At 56.4% G+C, this 16,002-nt stretch carries 11 protein-coding genes; 4 read left to right on the top strand and 7 right to left on the bottom strand.

Features of this window, described 5'->3' with window-relative positions:
- Nucleotides 1-9: 9 nt before the first annotated feature.
- Entirely contained in the window at nt 10-714 is a 705-nt protein-coding gene (locus tag EDC28_RS04185; RefSeq protein WP_123420770.1) for an SDR family oxidoreductase, read from the top strand.
- Here the strand turns inward: EDC28_RS04185 and EDC28_RS04180 are convergent.
- The 6 genes from EDC28_RS04180 to EDC28_RS04155 are packed head-to-tail and all read right to left on the bottom strand — an operon-like array spanning nt 705 to nt 7,391.
- Nucleotides 705-2,300 (bottom strand): BatD family protein, encoded by a 1,596-nt coding sequence (locus tag EDC28_RS04180; protein ID WP_123420769.1) that lies wholly within the window; start codon nt 2,298-2,300, stop codon nt 705-707. The two genes, EDC28_RS04185 and EDC28_RS04180, sit on opposite strands and share 10 nt — an antisense overlap.
- Nucleotides 2,294-4,099 (bottom strand): vWA domain-containing protein, encoded by a 1,806-nt coding sequence (locus tag EDC28_RS04175; protein WP_123420768.1) that lies wholly within the window; start codon nt 4,097-4,099, stop codon nt 2,294-2,296. Before EDC28_RS04175 ends, EDC28_RS04180 begins: the two co-directional genes overlap by 7 nt.
- A complete protein-coding gene (locus EDC28_RS04170) occupies nt 4,096-5,067 on the bottom strand; it encodes a VWA domain-containing protein (protein WP_123420767.1) in 972 nt (323 codons plus the stop codon). Before EDC28_RS04170 ends, EDC28_RS04175 begins: the two co-directional genes overlap by 4 nt.
- The gene (locus EDC28_RS04165) at nt 5,060-5,509 is read right to left on the bottom strand and encodes a DUF4381 domain-containing protein (protein WP_123420766.1); all 450 of its coding nucleotides are present in this window, start codon (nt 5,507-5,509) and stop codon (nt 5,060-5,062) included. Before EDC28_RS04165 ends, EDC28_RS04170 begins: the two co-directional genes overlap by 8 nt.
- A complete protein-coding gene (locus EDC28_RS04160) occupies nt 5,503-6,438 on the bottom strand; it encodes a DUF58 domain-containing protein (RefSeq protein ID WP_050658693.1) in 936 nt (311 codons plus the stop codon). Before EDC28_RS04160 ends, EDC28_RS04165 begins: the two co-directional genes overlap by 7 nt.
- Nucleotides 6,435-7,391 carry an AAA family ATPase gene (locus EDC28_RS04155; protein WP_123420765.1) on the bottom strand — a complete coding sequence of 319 codons (957 nt, stop codon included), beginning with the start codon at nt 7,389-7,391 and terminating at the stop codon, nt 6,435-6,437. The genes EDC28_RS04160 and EDC28_RS04155 overlap by 4 nt, the downstream gene beginning before the upstream one ends.
- Before the next feature lie 166 nt (nt 7,392-7,557).
- On the opposite strand from EDC28_RS04155, the gene fadI reads away from it, so the two are divergent.
- The 3 genes from fadI to EDC28_RS04140 all read left to right on the top strand — a co-directional run bounded on the left by fadI (nt 7,558) and on the right by EDC28_RS04140 (nt 11,327).
- Nucleotides 7,558-8,871, top strand: coding sequence for an acetyl-CoA C-acyltransferase FadI (gene fadI / locus EDC28_RS04150; protein ID WP_123420764.1), 1,314 nt, complete (start codon nt 7,558-7,560; stop codon nt 8,869-8,871).
- Nucleotides 8,871-11,021 carry a fatty acid oxidation complex subunit alpha FadJ gene (fadJ, locus tag EDC28_RS04145; protein WP_123420763.1) on the top strand — a complete coding sequence of 717 codons (2,151 nt, stop codon included), beginning with the start codon at nt 8,871-8,873 and terminating at the stop codon, nt 11,019-11,021. The genes fadI and fadJ overlap by 1 nt, the downstream gene beginning before the upstream one ends.
- A gap of 105 nt (nt 11,022-11,126) precedes the next feature.
- Nucleotides 11,127-11,327 (top strand): hypothetical protein, encoded by a 201-nt coding sequence (locus EDC28_RS04140; protein WP_123420762.1) that lies wholly within the window; start codon nt 11,127-11,129, stop codon nt 11,325-11,327.
- A 356-nt stretch (nt 11,328-11,683) separates the two neighbouring features.
- Here EDC28_RS04140 and EDC28_RS04135 read toward each other — a convergent pair whose 3' ends face one another.
- A complete protein-coding gene (locus EDC28_RS04135) occupies nt 11,684-15,961 on the bottom strand; it encodes an EAL domain-containing protein (protein ID WP_123420761.1) in 4,278 nt (1,425 codons plus the stop codon).
- Between the last annotated feature and the right edge of the window lie 41 nt (nt 15,962-16,002).

Below are 16,002 nucleotides of genomic sequence, written 5' to 3'. Positions count from 1 at the left end.
GGAGGTTTCATGCAGTGCCACTGGCAAGACAAGCACATCGTGGTCACCGGCGCCGGCGGCGTTATTGGCAGCGCCATCTGCCGTTATCTACTGGAGTGCGGCGCCAGGGTCACGGCCCTGGATAAAACGCCAAGGGCAGGGGAGCTGAACCTTGCCATAGAGGGGCTGGATTTAACCGATGCCGCCGCCATTAACGGTTTTGGCGCCCGGCTCTCGGCGCCGGTGGATGGCCTGGTCAATAACGCTGCCATCGCCCATCCCCATAACCCGCCGCTGGCCGAGCTTCCTTTAAGCCTTTGGCAAGAGGTATTGGCGGTAAACCTGACCGCACCGATGTTGATGACCCAAGCGCTGTTGCCCCATTTTCGTGATGGCGCCTCGGTGGTCAACATCGCCTCGACCCGCGCCGTGATGTCCGAGCCCAACAGCGAATGTTATGGCGCCTCCAAAGGTGGCCTAGTGGCCCTGACCCACGCCCTTGCCATCAGCCTAGGGCCCAAGGTGCGGGTGAACTGCGTGAGCCCGGGGTGGGTGGCGCCAGAGAGCGAGGTGCTTAGCGAGCTTGAGCATCACCAGCACCCGGCGGGCAGGGTAGGAAGGGGCCGGGACATCGCCTCGCTGGTAGCCTGGCTTCTTGGCCCCGAGGCCGGATTTGTCACCGGCCAGCATTGGCTGGCCGATGGCGGCATGAGCCGCAAGATGATTTACAGCTGAAAACGGGCGTATAGCCCCGAGCCTGGTGGCGGCGGCTCGGGCAGCTTGGCATCGCTTAAGGCTTGCCACAGGGCATGGCCGTCCCAGGCCGTGCCTTTGGTCGCAAAGCGCTGTTGCTGCAAGGCGGTGATGGCATCGGTGAGCGGCGGGTGGCGCAAGAGTCCTGCCAGCTCCTCAAGGGAATGGACCTGGTATTTCTCCCGCGCCCAGGCCAGTAGCGCCTGGCCTGCTAGGTTGGCGTCTTTACCGTGAACGGCTTGGCGAAGGCGCAGCCAACCGGGGGCCTCACTGGCCTCGCTGGCGGCGCCTTTTTTGCCGGGCCGGCCCTGGCGCTGGCGATACCACAGCACCAGGGTCAGCATCCAGGCCAAGAGGGCCAGCACCGCCAAATAAGGCCAGAAGCCAGCGTGGGTTTCGCTGGGCGGCGCTTGCTGCTGCACCACTTCTGAGGGCTGTGGCGCCACGGCGCCAATGGTGAGGGTGCGGGCGGGCAGGGTGGCGACCCGGTATTTACCGGCCAGGGTGTCAAACCAGGTGATGTCTACTTCCGGCAGTTCCAGCTTGCCGGCCCGGGTAGGTACCAGGGCTTCGGCAACGGTCTGCTGGGCGGTAAGCCAGCCGTCTTTGATAAAATCCTTGCGGTCTTTTTGGTCCGGGTATTCCTTGAGGCCGTCCGGCACAGGTAAGGTCAGCGGCGGCAGGTTGGAGGCCTGGGTGCCGGTGGCGGTCAGTACCAGGGTGCGGGTCAGGGGCTGGCCTACCTTCCAGTCTTTAGGATCGGCGCTCCATCGCTCTTCCAGGCTCAAATCCCGTGCCGGCAGCCAGGGTTTGCTGTTGTCGGGAATCGCTTTGACGATAAGGCTCTGGGGCTGGCCTACCTTGCCCACTTCTTTGGTTTGGTAAAAGCCGCGCCGGTCTTGAGTGAAGGTTTCGCCGTTAAATACCGGCGGGCTGATAACGTAATTACCCACTTCCTTGGGGAAAACGGCGTACTGGCGCGAGTAGGTGTGATAGCGGCGGCCCTGGCGGGTCTCATTGCCTTCTTTATCTTCGCCCAGGCGCTTGATGTCGGCGTTGTCGACGCTGGGGTCGCTCAATTGCCCTGATTTCAAATCGCTTGCCACCAGCAATTTGACGCTATAGGTGATTTGCTCGCCGGGGTAGGCCTGGTTGTCGGAAAGCTCGGTTTCCAGCAACACGTCTTGGGCGTCGATACTGCTGCCGGCCTTGACCACTTGCAGCTTGATGGGAGCGGTCATCAAGCCGTCCACCTTCAAGGGCGGAATGGTGTAGTTGCCGGGGTTGGTGGCGATGAGGTTGATTTGCCAGCGGGTTACCCGGCTGACATTGAGGTTGGTTATCTGGGTGGAGCGGCTGACACTGGTGTTGCCGACGATAAAATCCTTGCCAAGGGCCGAGCTGTCCAGCGCGTTGGCGGGCAGATCGTCATTAACCACCACCTCCAGGGTAACCGCCTCGCCGGCCGGTACCGGGTTGCGGCTCAAGGTGGCCTCGACCTGGGTGGCTCCCCAGGCCAGCAGCGGCAGCAGCCAGGCTGCCAGCAATAACGGCAGACGCCTTACCATTGTTGTTGTTCCTTCCCTTTTTTGGCTTGCGCTTCATAGGCGCGCAGCATTTTTTGTTGCAGCAGGTAGCCGGGGTCATTGTTGACCGCGTCCAGCAATTTATCGGCGCTCATCATCGGGCCCTGGCTCTGGCCATCACCTTTACTGAGCTGGGCTGGCTGTTGGCGGGCCTTGTCGTCGCCTTTTTTATCGGCGCCCTGGGGCGTCATGCCCTGGTGGTCCTTCCCGTCTTTGGGTTGCTGGGGCTTTTGCTGTTGGCCGTTTTGACCCTGGTCTTTTTTCTTGTCCTGGCCGCTTTGGTTATCGGCCTTGGGTTGTTGCTGAGGGTCTTGCCCTTTGTTGCCGTCCTTTTGCTGGCCCGGCTTGTTGTTCTTGTTGCCCTTGTCATCCTGTTGGTTGGGCTTGGATGCGGATTGGCCGTCTTTGTTTTGGTCCTTGTCGTTGTCCTTGCCGGACTTTTTATCGTCCCCTTTGCCGTCTTTTTTCTGCTGATCCAGCTGCTTTTTCACCAGATCGCGGTTAAAGCGGGCATCGGGAAAGTCTGGCTGGGTGTCCAGGGCTTCGTCATAGGCGCTGATGGCTTGGTCAAGCTTACCGGCCTTGGCAAGGGCATTGCCCTCGTTAAAGTGAGCGCTGGCGCCGCTTTGTTTGGCCCAGAGATCGGCGGCTTGTTGGTATTTACCGTCGCGGTAAAGGGCGGCGGCCTGCCAGTTGGGGTCGGTAAAGGTCTTGGCGGCCTGGGCGTAGTCTTGGTCCTGATACTGCTGGTAGCCTTGCTGGTTATCGTTTTTAAACACCGCCGCCTCGGCCGGTTTAACCATGGGCAGCAGCGCCACCAACCCCAGTACCAACAGGCCCCGGCGAAAGGCCAGCAGCACCAGCGGCAGCAACAGCCACAACAGATAACGGCCGCCGTCTTTGGGCAGGGTTATCACCTCGTTGGACTTGGTCTGGCCGTCGTCTTTGGGGGTGAGCAGGGCTTTGAGGTCGCCATCGTCAAGGCCTGCCTTGATGCAAAGACCGGCTATTACCGAACACGTCTCGCTGAGGCTGGTTTTGGCGATCACCACCTGGCCCTTGTCGTCTTTCATCAGCTCGCCGGAGAGGCTGCGGATGGGGGCGCCCTGGTCGGTGCCGAACACCAGCGCCGACACCTTAAAGGGGCCAAGGTCCAGTTTGCTGATAAGGCTGCGTTCCTTGTCGTTCAGGCCGTCGGTAAATAAGAGGATATCGCCGCGCCGGTACCCGGCTTGCTTGAGAAGGTCCACCGCCTTTTCGATGCCAAGGTCAGAGCGCGAGCCTTGCACTGGCATGATCTCCGGCGACAGGGCCTGGATAAGGTACTCAAGGGTGGAGCTGTCGCGGGTCATGGGGGCGACGGTAAACGCGGCGCCGGCATAGGCCACCAGGCCGGTTTCCCCTTCTTTTAACTGCCGCACTAAGTCGATGGCTTTGAATTTGGCCTGGGTGAGGCGGTCAGGGCTCAAGTCGGTGGCGCGCATGGAGTTGGACATATCCATCACCAGCACCCGGCCACCCTTGAGCTGATACAGGGGGTATTTGTCTTGCTCCCAGCTAGGGCCAGCCATGGCCAGGGTGGCCAGCAGCCAGGCCAGCGCCAGCATCAACAGCGGCCAGCGGCTTTGGGCCCCTTCCTGGCCGGTAAGGAGATGCTTGGCCAGGTGGGCGGGTAGCAGTTTTTGCCAACTGGAGCCTGCCGGGCGGCGCTGCCAGCACCACCACAGCAGCACGGCCAGCGGAATAAGGGCCAGCAGCCAATAAGGGCGTAACCAGATCATCGGCTCCTCCAAATGGCGACCGCCACACTCAATAGCAGCACAAGGCCCAAAGGCCAGTAGAAGATGTCCTGGCGGGGGCGAAGCACCTGCTGGTTGTCTTTGAGCGGCTCCAATTGATTAAGCTCGCCGTAGATCTGTTGCAGATCCTGGGTGTTCTTGGCCCGAAAGAAGCGGCCACCGGTTTGCTCGGAAAGCCGCTTTAACAGCGCTTCGTCCGGCGGATCGTTATTGGGCACCTTGATGTCGCCAATGGGGGTGCGCTTTATCTGGAAATCGGAGCCAAAACCGATGGTGTAGAAGGTCACGCCTTTGGCCTTGGCGGCGGCGATGGCGTCATTCGGGTCGATGCCACCGGCGGTATTGCGCCCGTCGGTGAGCAAAATGGCCACTTTCTTTTTGGCCTTGGAGTCGGCGAGCTGCTTGGTGGCGAGCGCCACCGCCTCGCCAATGGCGGTTTGGTTGCCCACCAGCCCCAGGCTTGCCTCGGACATCAGCTTGGCGATGGTGTCCAAGTCATAGGAGAGCGGCGCCTGCACATAGGCGTGGTCGGCAAAGAGAATAAGCCCCAGCCGGTCCCCTTTGCGCTCCTTGATAAAATCGTAAAGCACCCCTTTGGCGGCGGTCAGGCGGTCGGCCGGGCGGCCGCCAAACTCCATGTCGGGCTCCTGCATCGAGCCGGATAAGTCCAGTACCAGCATCATTTCCCGGCGGCTGTCGGGCAGGGAGACCGGGTCGCCAATCCACACCGGCCTCGCCAGGGCCAGCAGCAGGCAAAGCCAGCCGAGCCATTTGAACCACCAAGGCAATTGGCGGCGGGCCTGGCCGGGCTGGTCGCTGTCGGCGGCGCTACTGATGGCAAGGGGCACCTTGAGGCGGGTCAGGCTTGCTACCGGCTGGGCCGGCAAAAAACGCCAGATAAGGGGCAGCGGCAGCAGCAGCAAGGCCCAGAGGCTTTCAAACTCAAGCATCTTTGCCCTCCTGGGCCGCTATCCAACTGCCGGCAAAGGCTTTGAGGTCACGAAAAAGCTCAAAACGAATGGGAAAGCTCTTGGCGTAGGGGCCGGCTTCTAACAGCTCGATAAGGTGGCGCTCGGGCTCGGCGGGGCTGTGCTGGCGTAAAAAGCCGGTCCAGGCCTTGCCGGACAGGGCGCTGACCTGGCCTGGGTCGTGGTAATAGCAGGCGGCTTCTTTTAACAGCTGATTGAGGGCGGCCAGGAAGTCGTCGCCGTTACCCAACTCCTTGAGGCGGGCTTGTAAGCGCTCGTTTACCTGCTCGCGGCCGCGGCGAACATAAAAAAAGGCGGCAATGATGGCCAGCAGCACCAAGGCGATAAGCAGCCACCAACCCCAGGCCAGCGGCCAGGCCGACGGGGCTTGGGGGGCGTGAATGTCTTTGAGTTTGTCTAGCATGGCTTCACCCGGTCGAGCTGGAACTCCAGGGACTGCTGGGCACCGACGGCGCAAAAACGGATATCCATGGCTTTGAGGGTCTGGCGAATGTGCTGAATTTGGCTTAAGCGGGTGCGCTGGTATTGGCTGCGAAAACGCCCCGAGCCGATGGGCAGCAGGCCTTTGCCCTCGGGGCCCTGGACCGGCAAGGTCAGGGGCAGGCGAGAGGAGGGCAGGGTCAGCTCCAAAGGGTCGGTTACCATAAACACGCTGACATCGGCGTGCTTTTTCAGGCGGGCCATCAGCCAGCGGCTTTCGTCGTCCCAGCCTTGCAAGTCTGTTATCAGCCAAATCTGGCTGCCGGGAGAGGCGAGCTTGAGGCTGCGGCGCAGTAAATCGTTCATGAGCTCCGGCTTGGCCTGGTGCACGTCAGGGGCCTGGCCTTGCATTTCAATCAGGCCATGGGCCAGGGCCAACACCCCTTGCTGGCGCCCCTTGGGCTTGAGCTCCTTGTGGGTGTCGCCGTTGCCGATAAGGGCGCCGATGCGGTCGCCGCGCTCGGCCACATGCCAGGCCAGCAAGGACGCCAGGTGCGCCGCCTGCACCGCCTTTAACAGCAGCTTGGAGCCAAACTGCATGGAGGGGCCAAGGTCGATGATCATCTGCACCGGCCTTTCCCGCTCTTCACGAAACAGCTTGGTGTGAGGCTTGCCGGTACGGGCGGTGACGCGCCAGTCGATGGTGCGAATATCGTCCCCCACCTGGTACTGGCGCACCTCGTCAAAGTCCATGCCGCGGCCCTTGGCCCGGGCCAGATGTTGGCCAGCCTGATGGGCCCGCGACGGCGCCTTGGGGGTCAGTTGCAGTTGCCCTGCCAGGCGCCGGTAAGGCACCAGTTCTTCAAGGCGCAGGCTTATGCCGTCTGCGCCGCTCGGTAGCACGGCACTCATGGGCAGGGAACGCGGGAAAGAATGCGATCCAGCACCTGCTCCATGGTGATGCCGCTGGCTTCGGCCTGATAGGAGAGCAGCAAGCGGTGGCGCAGCACGTTGGGCAGCAGCGCCTGGACATCGTCCGGGGTGACAAAGTCGCGGCCGGCAAGCCAGGCTCTTGCCCGGGCGCAGCGCTCAAGGGCGGCGGTGGCGCGGGGGCTGGCGCCGTAGGCAAGCCAACCGGCCAGCTCTTCGTCAACCCGGCCCGGTTCGCGGGTGGCCATGATGAGGGCCACCATGTATTGCTCCACGGCGTCGGCCAGGTGCAGGTTAAAAATTTCCCGGCGCGCGGCGAAGATGTCTTCCTGGGTCAGGGGTTCGACCGGCACCGGTTTGTCTTCAATGGCTTCCTGGCGGTTAAGGCGCAGGATGGCCATTTCGGTCTGGGCGTCGGGGTAGTCGACCCGCACGTGCATCAAAAAGCGGTCGAGCTGCGCTTCTGGCAGCGGGTAGGTGCCTTCTTGCTCCAGGGGGTTTTGGGTGGCCATGACCAAAAACAGCTTGGGCAGCGGGTAGGTGGTTTTACCAACGGTGATTTGCCGCTCGGCCATGGCTTCGAGCAGCGCCGATTGCACCTTGGCCGGGGCCCGGTTGATTTCGTCTGCCAGCAGCAGGTTGTGAAAGAGCGGCCCTTTTTGGAAGGTGAACTCGCCGGTCTCGGGGCGGTAGATGTCGGTGCCGGTCAAATCGGCCGGCAATAAGTCCGGGGTGAACTGGACCCGGTGAAAATCGGCTTCGAGGCCTTGGGCTACGGCCTTGATGGCACGGGTTTTGGCCAGTCCTGGTGGGCCTTCCACCAACAGGTGTCCGTCGGCAAGCAGGGCGATCAGCAGGTTCTGGGTTAGCTGGCTCTGTCCTACCACCTGTTTGTCCAGGTGAGTGCGTAGTCGAGTAAATGCAGCGCGTGTCATTGATTTTCTGATTAATCTTGAGTGTTGACCTGTTTTAACGGAAAACGCCAAGCAGGTCTACTGGCTACCCTGTGAGAGAGGTTTTCCTTTTGGAAAAGGAGTGGTTACAATCGACCACTACACAGGTCAGACCTCTGAGATCAGAGACACTAATAGAGAGGAAGGGATGACGGCGAAAACCCTGAATTTAAAGACGGCCAGTGGCGAGCGTATCGCCGTTGTTGCCGGTCTGCGCACGCCTTTTGCCCGCCAGGCTACCTACTATCACGGGGTACCGGCACTGGACATGGGCAAGATGGTGGTGAGCGAGCTGCTGACCCGCAGCGAGCTGGACCCCAAGCTGGTTGAGCAACTGGTGTTTGGCCAGGTAGTGCAAATGCCCGAGGCGCCCAACATTGCCCGGGAGATCGTGCTGGGTACCGGCATGAGCGTGCACACCGACGCCTACAGTGTCTCTCGCGCCTGTGCCACGTCGTTCCAGTCCACCGCGAACGTGGTGGAATCCATTATGGCTGGCAGTATCGATATCGGTATTGCCGGGGGCGCCGACTCTTCCTCTGTCTTGCCGGTAGGGGTATCCAAGGCTCTGGCCCGCGCGCTGGTGGATTTAACCAAAGCCAAAACTTTGGGCCAGCGCTTTGCCATCTTCCGCCGCTTAGGGCTGAAAGATTTGCTGCCGGTACCGCCGGCGGTCGCCGAGTACAGCACCGGTTTGTCTATGGGTGATACCGCCGAGCAAATGGCCAAGAGCCATGGCATCAGCCGCCTTGCCCAAGACGAGCTGGCGCACCGCTCCCACACCCTGGCTGCCAAGGCCTGGGCCGAGGGTTTGGTGCGTGACGAGGTGATGGTGGCCCACGCCGAGCCTTACAAAGGCTTCCTCGACAAAGACAACAACGTTCGGGAAAACTCCGAGCTGGCCGGTTACGCCAAGCTCAAGCCCGCCTTTGACCGCAAGCACGGCTCGGTTACCGCCGCCAACGCCACGCCGCTTACCGACGGCGCCTCGGCCATTATCCTGATGCGTGAAGGCCGTGCCAAAGAGCTGGGCTACGAGCCCCTGGGTTACATCCGCTCTTACGCCTTTGCCGCCATCGATGTCTGGGAAGACATGCTGATGGGCCCGTCCTATGCCACTCCCATGGCCCTGGACCGCGCCGGCATTACCCTTGGCGACCTGGCGCTTATCGACATGCACGAAGCTTTTGCCGCCCAGACCCTGGCCAACGTCAAGATGTTTGCCTCTGACAAGTTTGCCCAGGAAAAACTCGGCCGCAGCAAGGCAACTGGCGAAATCGACATGGACAAATTCAATGTGCTGGGCGGCTCCATTGCCTACGGCCACCCCTTTGCCGCGACCGGTACCCGCATGATCACCCAGACCCTTCGCGAGCTTAAACGCCGCGGCGGCGGCCTGGGCCTGACCACAGCCTGCGCCGCCGGTGGCCTGGGCGCAGCCATGGTTCTGGAGGCTGAATAATGACTGCAACAACCTTTACCCTGGAGCGCCGCGAAGACGGCATCGCTATCATCTGCATGGATGTGCCCGGCGAGACCATGAACACCCTTAAGGCCGCCTTTGCCGAGGAAATTCGCGCCATTCTTGACGATGTGCGGCACGACAGCGCCATCAAGGGCCTGGTGCTGACCTCCGGCAAGGAAGGCTCCTTTATCGCCGGCGCCGACATCACCATGCTTGACCAGTGCCAGACCAGCCAGGACGCCGAAGCCCTGGCCAAGGCCGGCCATGCCATTTGCGCCGAGATTGAAGCCCTGAAAATGCCGGTGATCGCCGCCATCCACGGCCCTTGCCTGGGCGGCGGTTTGGAGCTGGCCATGGCTTGCCATGGCCGGGTGGCTACCGACTGGGACAAAACCGCCCTTGGCCTGCCGGAAGTGCAGCTGGGCCTGCTGCCGGGCTCCGGTGGCACCCAGCGCTTGCCGCGCCTGGTGGGTATTCAAAAAGCCCTGGATATGATGCTGACCGGCAAACAGCTGCGCGCCAAGCAAGCCCTTAAGGCTGGCCTGGTGGACGACGTGGTGCCCAAGTCGGTGCTGCTGGAAGTGGCCATTGAGCTTGCCAAAAAGGGCAAGCCGGCTCACGACCCGAAAAAGTCCATCAAGGACAAACTGCTGGAAGACAACGGCGTTGGCCGTAATATCGTCTTCGATCAGGCCCACAAGGCGGTGGTGAAAAAGACCGGGGGCCATTACCCGGCGCCGCTTAAGATCCTCGAGTGCGTGCGCATCGGCATGACCGACGGCATGGCCGCAGGCCTGGCAGTGGAAGCCAAAAACTTTGGTGAGCTGGTAAAAACCCCCGAGAGCAAGCAGCTGCGCGGCTTGTTCTTCGCCACCACCCAAATGAAAAAGGAAACCGGCGCCGAGGGCGTTAAACCCCAGAAGGTCACTAAGGCGGCGGTTCTTGGCGGCGGCCTGATGGGCGGCGGTATTGCCAATGTCACCGTGACCAAGGCCGGCATTCCTACCCGTATCAAGGACATTTCCGAGCAAGGTATCAGCCACGCCTACAAGTACAGCTATGACCTGCTGATGAAGAAGGTCAAGCGTCGCCACCTTCGCAAGAGCGAAGCCCAAAAGCAGATGATGATGCTAAGCGGCGACACCCAGTACCGTGGTTTTCACGATGTGGATCTGGTGGTGGAAGCGGTGTTTGAAGACTTGGACCTCAAGCACCAGATGGTCAAAGACGTGGAAAAATATTGCCACCCTGAAACCATTTTTGCCTCCAACACTTCCTCCCTGCCCATCGGTCAAATCGCTGCTGCAGCTGCGCGCCCGGAAAACGTGATTGGCCTGCATTATTTCTCGCCGGTGGACAAAATGCCGCTCGCCGAGATCATCGCTCACGACAAAACCTCGCCCCAAACCATCGCCACCACCGTGGCTTTTGCCCGTCGCCAGGGCAAAACCCCCATCGTGGTCAAAGACGGCGCCGGCTTTTATGTCAACAGGATCCTCGGTTTGTACATGAACGAAGCGGCGTTCCTGGTGATGGAAGGGGAGCCGGTTGAAAAGCTGGACAAAGCCCTGACCGGTTTCGGGATGCCCGTAGGCCCCATTACCTTGCTGGACGAAGTGGGTATCGACGTGGGCGCCAAAATCGCCCCCATCCTTGAAAAAGAGCTGGGTAGCCGCTTCCAGGCCCCTCAAGCCTTTGACAAGCTGCTGGCTGATGGCCGCAAGGGCAAGAAATCCCTGAAGGGCTTTTACCTCTACAAGGATCTGCCCAAATCCTGGAACCCGCTGAAAAAGCTGCCGAAAAAACCGGTGGACGAGTCGGTGTACGGCGTTTTGGGGGTTAGCCCTTCAGGTAGGCTCGACAGCACCACCCTGGTGGAGCGCACCTTGATGCAGATGCTCAACGAAGCGGCGCGCTGCCTGGACGAAGGCATCATCCAAAGCGCCCGTGACGGCGACATTGGCGCCATCTTCGGTATCGGCTTCCCGCCTTTCCTGGGCGGCCCGTTCCGCTACATGGACAAGCTGGGTGCCAAAGCGGTTGTAGCCAAGCTCAAGACCTTTGAAGGCCAGTATGGCGAGCGCTTTGCGCCTAGCCCGCTGCTGGTGAAGATGGCCGAAGAAGGGACCCGTTTCTATCAGGATTAATGGCTAACCTGCCGACAGTTAACGAAGAGGGGCTTGCCCCTCTTTTTTTGGTCATAAAAACGCCATCATGGTATGCTAGCCCCTCGCTTTGAGAGGTGGTTGTCGATGTTGTTGTTCATTCCCTTCGTATCGCTTTTTTGTGCCTTCTTCTTCTATGTTGATGCCCTCAAAGGGGGCCTGACGCCGCGCCAATGGGCGTTTGGCGGGCTGGTCTTTGGTCCGGTGCTGTGGCCGTTGTTACAGTTAAAAAAGCAACTGTGGATGCATCAGGTCTGCGGCTATGGCGGTGTGGCCTTTAGGGCATAACATAAAAGAAAAGGCGCTCAATGAGCGCCTTTTTTCATGCCCACCATTTATTGGCGGGAGTCACGGTGAGACGTAAAGTCTCAAGTCCCTTTGGGAGCTTTACCTGCCGTTTTTGATGATGGCCAAAAAGCCTTTTCAGCAGGGTAGACATGATGTTTACATTTCTACTTGGTCATCGATCAGCACGGTAACCGGGGCTGCAGTTACGGTAGCGTCGACAGAAGCCGTGCTGGGAGCGAAGAAGTTCAGAACTGTGGCAAGCAAAGTAGCAGTAAACATAAGACATTCCTCATTAAGATTAGGACTCAAGGTTTTGCCTTTTATCTAAAGCAGGTTACGTGCCAACTTTTTTAGTTTCAGTTGATTGTGTTTTCTGGCCCCAACATGCCCCCATTTCTTGTGACCAGTTCTTCAAATTCTCTGGCGGGTACCGGCCTGCCGAATAAGAAACCCTGGCAAGTCGGGCAATTGAGGTCTTTCAAAATGGCCAGTTGTTCCGCTGTTTCCACTCCTTCTGCTACCACATGCAGTGCCAGGCTGTCGGCAAGGGAAATAATGGCGCCGGTCAGGTTCTTGGCACCTTGGTCAGATGTCAAATCTTTGACAAAAGCACGGTCGATTTTGACGCTGGTGACCGGGAATTGACGGAGGTTTGACAGTGATGAATAACCTGTTCCGAAATCATCCATGGCCAGGGTGATATTGCGCGAGCGAAGCCTTTCCATGACGGCGATGGCACGGATGGGGTCTTCCATCATGGTGCTCTCGGTGATTTCCATTTCCAGTACATGGGCGGGTAGTTGCGTCTCTGCCAACACCTTGTCGATTTGCGCCACTAAATCACTGTGGCGAAATTGCCTTGCTGACAAGTTAATGGCGATACGGCCAGGGAAAATACCCTGCTCATGCCAGACCTTCACCTGCTTACAACTGGCTTCCAGCACCCAATTGCCCACATCCAAAATCAGGCCGCTTTCTTCGGCTATGGGGATAAATTCCACAGGAGAAATAAATCCCCCTTTACCATCAGGTAAACGCAGCAGCGCTTCGGCGCCGGTGCAGCGACCGGTTAAGGTTTCGACTTTGGGCTGATAGTAAACGCTAAAGAGATCTTCTCTTAAGGCTTTGCGGATCCGGTTTTCAATGGCTAGGCGGGCGCTGGCTTGCTCGTTCATGGACGAGGAGAAAAACTGGCAAGTCTCGCTGCCTTCATGTTTGGCGTGATACATGGCGGCGTCAGCATTACGCAGCAGGTGCTCAGGGCTTAAACCGTCGTCGGGATAAAGTACCGCTCCAATAGCACAAGACATGGTGAGCTCTTCACCCAGCAAATTGAAGGGCGTGAGTAACTGCTGGTGTAGCTCGGCTGACAGCCTGGTGAGGTCGTCCAACTTATTGAAGCTATCGATGATGACCGCAAACTCATCACCACCCAAGCGATACAGGGTATGATTGCTCTGCATGACTTTTTGCAACCGCTCTGCGACTTCGATGAGCAGCAGATCGCCTAGCTGATGGCCAAGCGAATCATTAATCTGCTTGAAGTTATTCAAATCCAGTAGCAGCAGGGCAAAGTGCTGGCCCTTTCTCACCTGGCGGTCCAGGGTACTCATAAAGAAACTGCGGTTAGGCAGGCCGGTTAGGGTATCGGTGTTAGTCAGTCTCTCCAGTTCTTTTTCTTTCTCTTTTCGCTCGGAAATATCGGAGAATACGGCAACGAAGTTGTAGGAATCCTTTTCCTCATCGAACACTTTATCAATGGTGATCTCGATGGGATAAATAACACCATTTTTGCGCTTGGCTTCGATTTCATCATGCCAGCGACCTGCCCGGTCTAGGGTCTGCTTAACCTGCTCAATAAAGCTATCGTTGTAGAGCGAGAAGTTCCAAGTTTGCCCCACCGCCTCCTCACGGCTTTGCCCAGTAATGGTGGTAAACGAATCGTTGATATCCAGAATTACAAAATCTTGATCCACGATGCATATTGCATCAGAAATATTCTTAAAAGAGGTCGCTAGCAGTTTGAGCATCTCTTCGGTTTTCTTTAAGTGAGAGATGTTTTTCAAGGTGCCAGTCATACGGCCCGGTAGGCCATTGTCATCGTGTTCGACTACTCGCCCTCTGTCCAGAACCCAAACCCAGTTCATGGTCTTGTCATGAACCCGGTATGCCACTTCAAACTCTTCTTTTTCACCAGAAAGGCAGGCCTGCAGAGTGCTTTTTACCCTCTCTAGATCTTTTGGGTAAATATTGCTCTGGTTATCTTTACTTCTAAAGCCGTCTTCGGGGAGTAAGAAATCATTCCAGATGTTGGAGCGGTAGATATTTCCACTTTTTATATCCCAGTCCCAGAGTTCGTCACCACTGCCCCAGAGTGCCAGCTTTAGCCGTTCTTCGCTTTCAATCAATTTGACGTGTTGCTGGCGGCGATTGTTGATGATCGACATCACATGAATGATAACGCCCAGAATAAAAAGAGAGTACAGGAAAAATGCCATGTTACTACGCCACCAGGGCGGTAGGATGTTGATTGAGTATTGTGGCGACGTGGCAATGACTTTGGATTTATCTAACGCCCTGAAGTTAATTTCATAAAGGCCCGAGTCCAACCTGCTTAGGGTAATTGAACTTGAGCCGTCGAAGTTGTACCAGTTGTCACCATAGCTGGACAGTCTGTATTGAAGTTTGGCTCTGCCCGGAAAGGGGTAATCCAGCAGTGATACCGCCACGCTAAGGGGATATTGATAGCTCTCTAAAGTGATACTTTTTTTCTCTGCGAACTGCTCTTGCAAGGCCGGCTTTGGCTCGTTATATATCTTGATACCTGACGTTAGAATGTTGCCACTGTAGTTTTGCTCATTCAGCTTGCTTACGTCGATAGCTGAGATGCCACCTACACCACCGAAAAATGCCAGTCCTGACGTTGTAGTCGATACCGAACCGGCGACATACTCGCTTAATATCCGATAGCGAGAGTCAAAAATGTCCAATAACGTCGGTTTGGCATTGACATATTTATAAATCCGGATGCCTTTAGATGTTGATGAAATGATGTAGAGGTGATTGTCTATTCTTACCTCAGCGAAAGAATAGGCATCTTCTCCTCTTTCTAGATTAAGATCGAACCTAATAGTGCCATTTTCATCAACACCTTGTCCTTTTTTATTGAGGAATATAGGGGTGTCGTTAATTGTCAGTTCTGACTTGGTCCATTGGTCAGATATTTTCTTAAAAAATGGACTATTAAGAACGAATTTACACAGGCCAGCATCGCCACCAACGAAAATGTCGTTAGTACGTATTTTTAATAGATTTGGATATCCAAAATTACAAGTGCTGAGACTTTTTAAAAATATCAACTTGTCGTTGTCAATCTTATAAAGGTTATTATTTTCATCCAGTATGTACCAGTATTGATCATGATCGGCTTCAAGAACCTTGTTTTTGTGATTTACTACTGTCACTCCCTTGTCTTTATTTATAATGTTTATGCTGTTTTCATCCGAAATTAGAAGCGTTTCATTAGATGAAAAAATGCTGGAGGCTTTTAAATTATTGAGTAGAGTAGTTTTTTTATCCTGTCTGTTGTATTCGTACAGGTGGCGCAGATTGTCAGTAAAATAAATGCTTTTATCCAATACGCCGATATCTGCAACATAGGTCAGCTGCTGGGATGGTGGTAGATTAATATTGCTCAACGCCTGAGGTGAGCGTTGATACTCTTTAAGGCCATCAGTGTGGGTGCCTGCTATTAAAAGGCTGTCATTGATAATTAAAGACCATATCTTACCTGTGGAGATCTGATACTCGGCATTGCCTTTTATGCTGTATATACCATTGTCTCTGGCGAGAATAATATCATCTTGCTGTACGATGAAGTCATTCACATTTCCCGAAGCTAAAGCGGGCGAAGCATCGAGACTGTCATCGACTTTATACAATCCAGTGCTGGATGCAATATAGATATGGTCGTTAAATGCTTTAATTTTATTTATTTTAATGCCAAAAGAAGATACTTTCTTCTTGGCATAAGAACTCATATCTAGAGAGACCAACCCTTCAGAAAAGGTACCCAAAATAAGGGTGTCATGAGACTGGACAACAGATTTGATCTTACCAAAACTTGACAGTTTCTTCTTCTGTTGAGTGACGTAATCATAACGCCACAAACTATCCTGAGTTGATATTAATAGTTCGTTCTCGTTATATACAAAAACTGACCAGATGATTTGTCCGGCAAAGGCGGGAATTGCTGTAACAGCATTCTTATGTGGCTCTTTATACAGTAACCCTCGCTGAGTACCGACCCAGAGCCCACCCTGATTATCTAATTGGATGCATCTGGCGAAGTGGGAAGCGGATTCGTCTGATTCGTCATTTCCGAACTCGAATTTTTTCAGTTTCAGACCATCAAACCGATACAGGCCGCCGGCGGTGGCTAACCAGTAAAAGCCATCCTGATCTTTTTTTATGTCAAACACCGACAGCTGCGACAGGCCATCGGCCTTGGTAATGGTTTTGTAGAGGTAGTAGTTGGAGTCGGTGGGAAGGGCGTCAGAGGCACTGGCCTGGCATGAGAGAAGGCATAGGACGAGGAAGCATGCGCTGAAGAGTCCTGAGGCAATGCGAGACATTCGGGGTTCCGGCAAACTTTTTATTAGGTTTATGAGACCTT

Source organism: Gallaecimonas pentaromativorans, from assembly GCF_003751625.1.
Lineage (GTDB): Bacteria > Pseudomonadota > Gammaproteobacteria > Enterobacterales > Gallaecimonadaceae > Gallaecimonas > Gallaecimonas pentaromativorans.
This window is presented reverse-complemented; position numbering and strand designations above follow the sequence as displayed.